Genomic DNA, 8893 nt, shown 5'->3' on the forward strand with positions numbered 1-8893 from the left:
CATGTTCATGCGGCCGACGGCGGGCGTTCAACCGTACGGCGGTGTGGGGCCGCCGCGTCCCCGGGGGTCCTCTTCCGGACACCCCGCGCACAGGCCCCCGCCCCCGGGCCGGAGCCCGGGGGCGGGGGGCTGCTCAGACAGGGACGTCACCGTGGCCCGCGAGGTTGCCCGGCGGGGCGGTACGGGATGATGGAGCCCCCCCGCACCACCGTTCCAGGGAGAGCCTTCATGGCACCGCGCATCCTGCTCGCCCGGCATGGCCGGACCCAGTGGTCCGTCCAGGGCAACCACACCGGCAGGACGGACATACCGCTCCTCGACAGCGGCCGCGAGGGCGCCGAGCTGCTCGGCGCACGGCTGCGCGGGGCCCCGTGGTCGGGTCTGCCCGGTGTGGAGGTGCGCACCAGCCCTCTCGTCCGTGCCGCCGAGACCTGTGCGCTCGCGGGGTTCGGCGAGCGGGCCGAGCCGTGGGACGCGCTGATGGAATGGGACTACGGGGCGTACGAGGGCCTGACCCCGGAGCAGATCAGGGCGGACCGCCCCGACTGGCTGATCTGGCGCGACGGCGTGCCGGACGGGGAGTCGACCGCCCAGGTCGCGGCGCGCGCCGACGAGATCGTCGCCTGGGCCCGTTCCGCGGACCGGGACGTCCTCGTCTTCGCCCACGGCCACATCCTGCGGGCGCTGGGCGCCCGCTGGCTGGGCGAGGACCTGTCCTTCGGAGCCCGCATCCGCCTGGAGCCGACGTCGCTGTCGGTGCTGGGATGGGCGTACGGCATGCCGGCGGTGGAACGGTGGAACGACACGGGGCACCTGGAGCGGTAGGGGCCGCCCCGTCGCGGCGCGGGGGTCAGCCGGGCGCCGACTCGCGGTGGCGGGCCAGGAACGCGGCGACCGGTGCCGCCCCGCCCCGTGGCTCCAGCGCGCGCGCCGCCCCCGCCAGCATCCCCCGGATGCGCGAGGACCGGACCCGGGTCAGCAGGTCCAGCACCTGGTGGCCCGTGGCCGCCGCCTCTTCGGCCTGACCCGCGCGGGCCAGATCGCCGGTGAGCTGGGCCCGGTACAGCGCCAGGTTCCGGGTGAAGTGGGCGTCCTGGAGCGCGGTCGCCCGCCGTCCGTGCCGCGCGGCACGGGACCAGTCGCCCAGCGCCGACCAGCACTGCGCCTCCAGCAGCTCCAGCTCCGCCTCCCGGAAGAAGCTCATCCACTCCGGGTCGCCCGCCGCCGGCCCGCGCTCGAACGCCGCACGGGCCCGCCCGATCGCCAGGTCGCACCCCGTCCGGTCGCCGAGCCCCGCCCGGCCCCCCGCCTCCCGCAGCGCGAGCAGCGCCAGCAGCCGGTGCGACCCCAGTGCGCGGGCGGCCCGCTGCCCGGCCTCCGCCGCGCGCACCGCCTCCCGGGGCCGCCCCGCGTCCCTGGCCAGGAACGACGTGTTGCAGAAGGCGTGGGCCTCCAGCCCCGCGTCCCCGGCCAGCCGGGCCGTGGCGAGCGCCTCCGCGTAGTGCGAGCGGGCGTCCTCGAAGCGGCCCGAGTCGTGGGCCAGCCAGCCCACCGAGATGGCCAGCTCGCCCGCGCCCGCGCGCAACCGGTCCGCGGTGGTGCGCCGGGCGGCCCCCTGGGCGTCCAGCAGCTCGTACGCCGCGCGCAGCGGCTGGGCCGCCTGCCGGTACAGCCCGTCCCCGCCCTGCCGGTCGTCCAGCAGGCGGATCTGCCGCACGGCCTGCTCGACGGCGCTCACCTCCGCCTCTCCGACCCGGCGCTGCGCGGGCAGGGAGACGGGCAGGGAGCTCCGGGCTGCGGAGGCGGGCGGGCCGCCGAGCCCCAGGGAAGCGGCCGCCACCGTGGCGGTGCCGCTCGTCATGAACACGCGACGCAGCACGTCGCTCTCCTCGTCGATGTCGTCGATGTCACCGGCGCCCCCGGTGTCGGTCCGGAACGCGGGCATCGGGTGAGCCGCCGGCGCCGGGGGCGTACGGCGGTCCGGGTCTGGGGGCAGGGGCTCGGAGCCGGCCCGCGCCCCCCGCCCGCGCACGCTCTCCCGGGCCGAGAAGCCCAGGTCGGTCAGGGACGTTCCGGGGAACATGTGCCGGAAGACCCGTTCGTAGGCGTAGTTGGGGCAGCGGATCTCCCCGGACTCCACGCGTCCGATGTACCGGGCGTCGCACGCGACCTGTTCCCCGATCTCCCGGGCCGCCCTGCGCACAGCCGCCGCGAACTCCCCGGCGGAGCGCCGGCCGCGCAGCCGACGGAAGGCGAGGTTGGGAACTGCCCCTGGCGACACCATGGCCGGCCCCTCTCTGTCGCGGCCGGGTTCCCGCTTTCCGGTGCTCCCGGCGTAGCGAGAACGTACCTGCTGTGACGAGACGCACACGCAGCGTTTCCCCCCAAAAGGGGCATCGTGCCCTTGATCCGCCATGAACTGCCACCCTTTGCAGCGGTGTGGGGCCGTAGCCCTTGACGTCCTCACGGCGTTGGTCCCCGTGGAGACGGAGTGCGGCTCCGTACGGCGATGAGAGGAGAAGTTCCCTTGTTGCGTCTCGGCAGGGAGACCGACTCATGGACGGCCCCGACACGTGCGGCGACCGCGAGCCCGGCGGCTCCCGGGGGCCCGGAAGCCCCCGCCCCCCCGGCCGCCCCCGACGGCCCGGCCGCATCCGAGGGGGAGGCCCCGTCCTGCGACCTCGTCACGGTCCCGGCTCGGCAGGGGCTGGAGGCCGTCGACATCCTCCGGCGCGGGGCCGACCACGACGCCGTCGGCCCGGTGCTGCACGACGGGGCCTGCGACACCCTCGGCTTCCTGGTCCCACCGGGCACCGCGGACGCCTGGGACGTACCGGGCAGCGCCTGCACGCGGACGGACGGCCGCCGGCTGCGCGTCCCGGCCGAGCCGCCCGCCTCCGGCGCCGGCTGGCTGCTCCCGCCCGCGGAGGACGCCCCGGTCACCGACCCCGACCTGCTGCGCGCCGCGCTCGCCCAGGCGGCCCGGATGATCGAGGCGGCCGACATCCGCCACTGAGCCCATAATGGCCTCACGGGCGGACCGCCTCCGCCGCTGCCGGTGACCCGGGCCCCGACCAGCGAGGATCAGCGAACGTGGCACGCCGAGGAACGCCGGCCGGGGGCGCGAGGAAGCAGAGCCGGCCCGAGCGCAGGGGCGGCCGGAGCGCGGGCCGGGCGGAGCGGGAGCCGGTCTCCCGTGCGGTCGGCGGCGGGCTCGCCGAGCTCATACCCGACCGGGAGCGCCCGGAGGGCTGGACGCTCCTCATCGACGGCGCACCCCAGTCCCACGTGGACCTCGCCGACCCCACGCACCTCTCGTTCGCCTACCAGCGCCGGCTCGGCCACGTCGTCGATCTCGTCGCACCGCCGCAGCAGCCGCTGCGCGTCCTGCATCTGGGCGGCGGCGCGTTCACCCTCGCCCGGTACGCCGCCGCGACGCGCCCCCGCACCACGCAGCAGATCGTCGAGGTCGACGCGCCCCTGGTCGCCCTCGTCCGCGACCGCCTCCCGCTGGACGCGCAGGCCCGTGTCCGGGTCCGGGCGACGGACGCCCGCGAAGGGCTCGGCAAGGTCCAGGACGGCTGGGCCGACCTCGTCATCGCCGACGTGTTCGACGGGGCCCGCACCCCCGCCCACCTCACCTCCGCGGAGTTCCTCACCGAGGTCCGCCGGGTCCTCAAGCCCGGTGGGAGCTACGCCGCCAACCTCGCCGACGGGCCCCCGCTCACGCATCTGCGCGGCCAGGTCGCCACCGCCGCAGCCGTCTTCCCCGAACTGGCGCTCGCCGCCGACCCGGTGGTGTGGCGGGGCCGCCGCTTCGGCAACGCCGTCCTGCTCGCCTCCGACCTGCCGCTCCCCGTCGCCGAGTTCACCCGCCGGGTGGCGAGCGACCCGCACCCCGGCCGAGTCGAACACGGCCGCGCGCTCACCGACTTCACCGGCGGGGCCGCCGTCGTCACGGACGCCTCCGCCAGGCCCTCCCCCGCGCCCCCGCCCTCCGTCTTCGAAGGCTCCTGAGGACGGGAGCACAGCGTGCAGGGGGGCATGCGCGCCCGGCCCCCTGCACGGTCTGCGCCCTACGGACCGACGACCTGCACCAGCGGCGGATGCCCGTTCCAGGTGCAGAACACCGAGTACGTCGCGCCGCCCGTGTCGCTGAAGTCGACCCGTGTCCAGGCGTCGTTCGTCCACACCCGCATCGACCAGCCCGGCTCCGGCGTCGCGGAGACCAGCTTCGCCGCGTCGGCCCCGAGCTCGAAGACGACCCGGCCGCCCGCGGTGCGGTAGCTCTTCACCTCGCCCGAACCCGTACGCGGCCGGGGCGTCCTGCTCGCCCTCGCCGGGGCGGTCGAGGGCGTACGGGAGGGGCGTGCGGCCGACGGCGACGGGCTCGCACGGGTCGCGCGCGGTGCTGGGGAGGGCGGCGGCGACGGGCGGTGCGTCGAGGAGGCGAGCGGCTGCTCTTCGCCCTGCCCGACGGGGGGCGGGGCCCCGGCCCCGGCCGAGACCGGCACGGCGCGCGGCGGGTCGTACGCCGTCCCCGCCATGACCGTGTGCACGCCCCACCACGACAGCGTGACCGCCGCGCCGGTGGCGAGCGACCACGCGAGCAGGTGTATCAGGGCGCGTCGCATCCGGGTCATCCTGCACCACCGGGGCCCGGACCGTCCCCCCGCCCCCAGCCGTCCCTCGCGGGCCTTCGAGGGGTTTCCGGCGGAGGCGGGACCGGTCCCGGCCGCATGGCGTACGGTGCCGCTCATGGCAAGTGTGCTCGTGGTCGAGGACGACCAGTTCGTGCGATCCGCCCTCATCCGGCACCTCACTGAGGCCTCCCACACCGTGCGCAGCGTGGGCACCGCGCTCGAAGCGCTGCGCGAGGTCGCGCACGGCCGCTTCGACGTGGTCGTCCTCGACCTCGGGCTGCCCGATCTGGACGGCCGCGAGGCGCTGAAGATGCTGCGCTCCATCACGGACGTGCCCGTGATCATCGCCACCGCGCGGGACGACGAGAGCGAGATCGTCCGGCTGCTCAACGACGGCGCGGACGACTACCTGACCAAGCCGTTCTCCGTCGAGCACCTCTCCGCCAGGATGGCCGCCGTGCTGCGCCGCTCGCGCGCCGCGGGCGGCGAGGCCCCGCCGCCCCGCGTCATCCGGGTCGGCGGGCTCGCCATCGACCCGCTGCGCCGCAGTGCGATCCTGGACGGCGTCGAACTGGCGCTGACGCGGCGGGAGTTCGACCTGCTGGCTTTTCTGGCGGGGCGGCCCGGCGTGGTCGTCGCCCGCAAGGAGCTGCTGGCCGAGGTCTGGCAGCAGTCCTACGGCGACGACCAGACCATCGACGTGCACCTGTCCTGGCTGCGCCGCAAGCTCGGCGAGACCGCCGCCCGCCCCCGCTACCTCCACACGCTGCGCGGTGTGGGCGTGAAACTCCAGCCGCCGGCCGACGCCCCGGTCGTCGGGCCGCCCGCATGAGATGGGCCCTGGTCAAGGTCTGTCTGGCCGTCACGGCCATGGTCGTGATCGCCTTCGCCGTGCCGCTCGGACTCGTCATCCGGGAGATGGCCAGCGACCGGGCGTTCTCCGACGCGGAACGCCAGGCCGCGACGATCGCCCCGACGCTCTCCATCACCACCGACCGCGCGGAGCTGACCCGCGCCGTCCTGTCCACGGAGCCGGGCGACCGGGGGCGGCTCGCGGTGCACGTCCCCGCCGCGGACCGGGCCGGCGGCGAGGCCCTGGCCATCGGCGTCCGGCGGGCCGAGGCCGAGGACGTGGCGACCGTGCGCGGAGCCGGGCGCGCCTCCATCACCGAGGTCCCCGGCGGCTCTGCGCTCCTCCAGCCGACCGCGCTGAGCACCGGGGACATCGCCGTCGTCGAGGTGTTCGTCCCCGAGGGCGAGGCGTCCAACGGGGTCGCCACCGCCTGGCTCGTGCTGGCGGGCGTCGGCGTCGCCCTCGTCGTCGGCTCGGTCGCGGTCGCCGACCGGCTCGGCGTGCGGATGGTGCGGCCGGCCCAGCGGCTCGCGGGCGCCGCTCACGACCTGGGGGAGGGCCGGCTCGGCGTCCGGGTCCCCGAGGAGGGGCCCAGGGAACTGCGCTCCGCCGCCGCCGCGTTCAACTCCATGGCCGACCAGGTCGTCCGGCTCCTGGCCAACGAGCGGGAGCTGGCCGCCGACCTGTCGCACCGGCTGCGCACCCCGCTCACCGTGCTGCGGCTCAACGCGGCTTCGCTCGGTGAGGGGCCGGCCGCAGAGCAGACCCGGGCCGCGGTCCAGCAGTTGGAGCACGAGGTCGACACGATCATCCGCACCGCCCGCGAGCAGCGTCCGCAGACCCAGGGCGTGCACACGGGCGCGGGAGCGGGCTGCGACGCCTCCGAGGTGATCCGCGAGCGCATGGGCTTCTGGTCGGCGCTGGCCGAGGACGAGGGGCGCGAGGTGCGGCTCGCGGGGGTGGACCGTAGGGTACACACCCCCGTGTCCCGGCCCGAACTGGCGGCCGCCCTGGACGCGTTGCTCGGCAACGTCTTCCGGCACACCCCCGAGGGCACCGCCTTCGCCGTGGACGTCCACCACAGCGGCGAGGCGGTCATCGTGCTCGTCTCCGACGCGGGCCCGGGGATAGAGGACCCCGAGGCGGCCCTGGCCCGCGGCGCCGGGGGACGTGACGGGGCGGGCGGGACGGTCGGCTCCACCGGGCTCGGCCTCGACATCGTGCGCCGGGTCGCCGAATCGACCGGCGGCGACCTGCGGGTCGGCCGGTCCGTCCTCGGCGGCGCGGAGGTCCGCGTCTGGATCGGGCTGCACGGCAGCCGCCCCGAACACGGCGGGCGGGGGCACGGTCGCCGGGGCGGGCGGCAGCGACGCGGGGCCTTCCGCGCCAAGAGCGGCGCCGGGTCCCGCCCGTAGCCGCGCGGACACCCCTTAACCCCGGCCCAGGCGTTCCTTAAGCGCGCCATAAGAACGGCGGCCCCTGCCCCGGACGTGCCTTTTGCCCGTTCCGCAGCCGCTAGCGTGCTCACGTGTCCTGCTGTCGCGGGGCACGGAGCACCGCCCTTCCCCCCACGGGCCCCCCACCCGCGCACCCCGGCCGCCCCCCCTCCGGCCGGGGTGCGCACACCGTCCGGGTCGGCTTCCCTCGTCCCGCCCCGCGCACCGGGACCGCGGTCGCCGGGCAAAGGTGGCACAGGGGTGAAATCGGCGACCCCGGGGCGACCCGGCGCCTCCGCGCGACCGGGCCGTCACCGGCCGGACCCCCGTTCACCTTCCGATGGATGGGCGGCCCGAACTCCCGTACATGACGCCCAGGACATCCCTCGGCAACGGAATCGTCTTCAACTCTTGACACCCACCCCCTGGAGGCAGCAACCTTCCGGCATCGGCGCATGGGAGCGCTCCCACTTCCACGGGAGGGGATCTCGCGCGCTTCCTCTTCCGTACGTCCGACGTTCTCCGCCCCGCCTCCCCGGCCCTGCGGACAGCGCCGGGCCCCCGCCGGAACCACCGGAACCACCCCGGAACAAGGAGCAGTGGAATGCGCATCACCCGCCAAGTCGCCGGTCGACGCCGTAGAACCGCGATCACGGCCACCACGGGCCTCACGGCCGCCGCCCTCCTCCTCACCGGATGCGGCGGCTCGTCCGACTCCGACAAGGGGGCCGACGCGGACGGCAACATCACCCTGACCGTCGCCGACTTCGGGCAGTTCGGGTACAAGGAGGCCGGACTCTTCGAGAAGTACCACGAGCTGAACCCGAAGATCACGGTGAAGGAGGACACCACCGCGGAGGAGAAGAACTACTACCCGAAGCTCCTTCAGCAGCTGAACTCCGGCAGCGGTCTCGCCGACGTCCAGGGCATCGAGGTCGGCCGGATCAAGGAGATCGTCGACACCAAGGCGGACTCCTTCGCCGACCTCAGCAAGGAGATCGACACCGACGCGTGGGTCTCGTGGAAGGCGAAGCAGGCCACGACCCCCGACGGCGAGGTGATCGGCGCGGGCACCGACATCGGCCCGATGTCCCTCTGCTACAACCGCGAGCTGTTCGAGAAGGCCGGGCTGCCCACCGACCGCGCCGAGGTCGCGAAGCGGACCGAGGGCGGCTGGGAGGACTTCATCGCGCTCGGCGAGGAGTACAAGAAGAAGGCGCCGGAGGGCACCTACTTCATGGACTCCGCCAGCGCCATGTTCAACGCCGTGGTCAGCTCCAGCCCCGAGCAGTACTACGACGAGAGCGGCGAGCCGATCTACCGGGACAGCGCCTCCGTCAAGAAGGGCTGGAACCTCGCCGCGGAGGCCGCGTCCAAGAAGCTGACGCAGGGCCTGGCCCAGTTCGAGGACCAGTGGCAGGCGGCCCTGCGCAAGAGCACCGTCGCCACGGTCGTCTGCCCGGCCTGGATGGCCGGCCAGATCTCCACCTACGCCGGTGACGCCAACAAGGGCAAGTGGGACATCACCAGCGCCCCCGGCAACACCTCCGCCAACTGGGGCGGCTCGTTCCTCGCCGTCCCGAAGTCCGGCGACAACGTCGACGAGGCCATCAAGCTCGTCAAGTGGCTGACCGCGCCGGAGCAGCAGGCCGCCGTCTTCAAGGCGATCGGGGTCTTCCCCTCCAACCAGGGCTCCTACGAGCTGCCCGACGTGAAGAACGCGACGCTGCCGTACTTCAACGACGCCCCCATCGGCCAGATCTACGCCGACGGCGCCAAGTCCATCCCCGAGGCGGTCCTCGGCCCGAAGGACGGCGTGATCAAGGACTCCTTCTCCACCCAGATCAACAACATGGAACAGCGCGGGACCGACCCCGACGAAGCCTGGGACGCCGCCGTGCGGACGATCGACAAGGCGATCGGCTGACCCCGGCGCCGGGGCGGGCGCCGGCCGCCGGCCC

At 75.0% G+C, this 8893-nt stretch carries 8 protein-coding genes; 6 read left to right on the top strand and 2 right to left on the bottom strand.

The window, feature by feature from the left end; translation table 11 throughout:
• Window positions 1–228: 228 nt before the first annotated feature.
• Window positions 229–825, top strand: coding sequence for a histidine phosphatase family protein (locus V9U70_RS30125; protein ID WP_336680342.1), 597 nt, complete (start codon window positions 229–231; stop codon window positions 823–825).
• Window positions 826–850: 25 nt separating this feature from the next.
• On the opposite strand, the gene V9U70_RS30130 is transcribed toward V9U70_RS30125, so the two are convergent.
• Window positions 851–2284 carry an NsdA family TPR-like regulatory protein gene (locus V9U70_RS30130; protein ID WP_336680343.1) on the bottom strand — a complete coding sequence of 478 codons (1434 nt, stop codon included), beginning with the start codon at window positions 2282–2284 and terminating at the stop codon, window positions 851–853.
• 243 nt (window positions 2285–2527) lie between these two features.
• Between V9U70_RS30130 and V9U70_RS30135 the strand changes: the two genes are divergently transcribed.
• Window positions 2528–3016, top strand: a complete 489-nt coding sequence (locus V9U70_RS30135; protein ID WP_336680344.1) for a hypothetical protein — start codon at window positions 2528–2530, stop codon at window positions 3014–3016.
• 77 nt (window positions 3017–3093) lie between these two features.
• Complete coding sequence (locus V9U70_RS30140) at window positions 3094–4017, top strand: spermidine synthase (protein WP_336680345.1); 924 nt, start codon at window positions 3094–3096, stop codon at window positions 4015–4017.
• A 59-nt stretch (window positions 4018–4076) separates the two neighbouring features.
• On the opposite strand, the gene V9U70_RS30145 is transcribed toward V9U70_RS30140, so the two are convergent.
• A complete protein-coding gene (locus V9U70_RS30145; protein ID WP_336680346.1) occupies window positions 4077–4634 on the bottom strand; it encodes a hypothetical protein in 558 nt (185 codons plus the stop codon).
• A gap of 124 nt (window positions 4635–4758) precedes the next feature.
• Here V9U70_RS30145 and V9U70_RS30150 point away from each other — a divergent pair, with 124 nt between their 5' ends.
• The 3 genes from V9U70_RS30150 to V9U70_RS30160 all read left to right on the top strand — a co-directional run bounded on the left by V9U70_RS30150 (window position 4759) and on the right by V9U70_RS30160 (window position 8859).
• Window positions 4759–5475: a response regulator transcription factor gene (locus tag V9U70_RS30150; protein ID WP_336680347.1), complete on the top strand. Its 717-nt coding sequence runs from the start codon at window positions 4759–4761 to the stop codon at window positions 5473–5475.
• Window positions 5472–6911, top strand: a complete 1440-nt coding sequence (locus V9U70_RS30155; RefSeq protein ID WP_336680348.1) for a HAMP domain-containing sensor histidine kinase — start codon at window positions 5472–5474, stop codon at window positions 6909–6911. The genes V9U70_RS30150 and V9U70_RS30155 overlap by 4 nt, the downstream gene beginning before the upstream one ends.
• 625 nt (window positions 6912–7536) lie before the next feature.
• Entirely contained in the window at window positions 7537–8859 is a 1323-nt protein-coding gene (locus V9U70_RS30160; protein ID WP_336680349.1) for an ABC transporter substrate-binding protein, read from the top strand.
• Window positions 8860–8893: the final 34 nt, after the last annotated feature.

Source organism: Streptomyces pratensis, from assembly GCF_037137275.1.
GTDB lineage: Bacteria > Actinomycetota > Actinomycetes > Streptomycetales > Streptomycetaceae > Streptomyces > Streptomyces pratensis_B.

Bases quoted from the DNA above. Each gene is read 5' to 3' on its own strand.
- V9U70_RS30125 (WP_336680342.1), top strand. From the start codon at position 229: ATGGCACCGCGCATCCTGCTCGCCCGGCATGGCCGGACCCAGTGGTCC.
- V9U70_RS30150 (WP_336680347.1), top strand. From the start codon at position 4,759: ATGGCAAGTGTGCTCGTGGTCGAGGACGACCAGTTCGTGCGATCCGCC.
- V9U70_RS30160 (WP_336680349.1), top strand. From the start codon at position 7,537: ATGCGCATCACCCGCCAAGTCGCCGGTCGACGCCGTAGAACCGCGATC.
- V9U70_RS30130 (WP_336680343.1), bottom strand. From the start codon at position 2,284: ATGGTGTCGCCAGGGGCAGTTCCCAACCTCGCCTTCCGTCGGCTGCGC.
- V9U70_RS30145 (WP_336680346.1), bottom strand. From the start codon at position 4,634: ATGCGACGCGCCCTGATACACCTGCTCGCGTGGTCGCTCGCCACCGGC.
- V9U70_RS30155 (WP_336680348.1), top strand. From the start codon at position 5,472: ATGAGATGGGCCCTGGTCAAGGTCTGTCTGGCCGTCACGGCCATGGTC.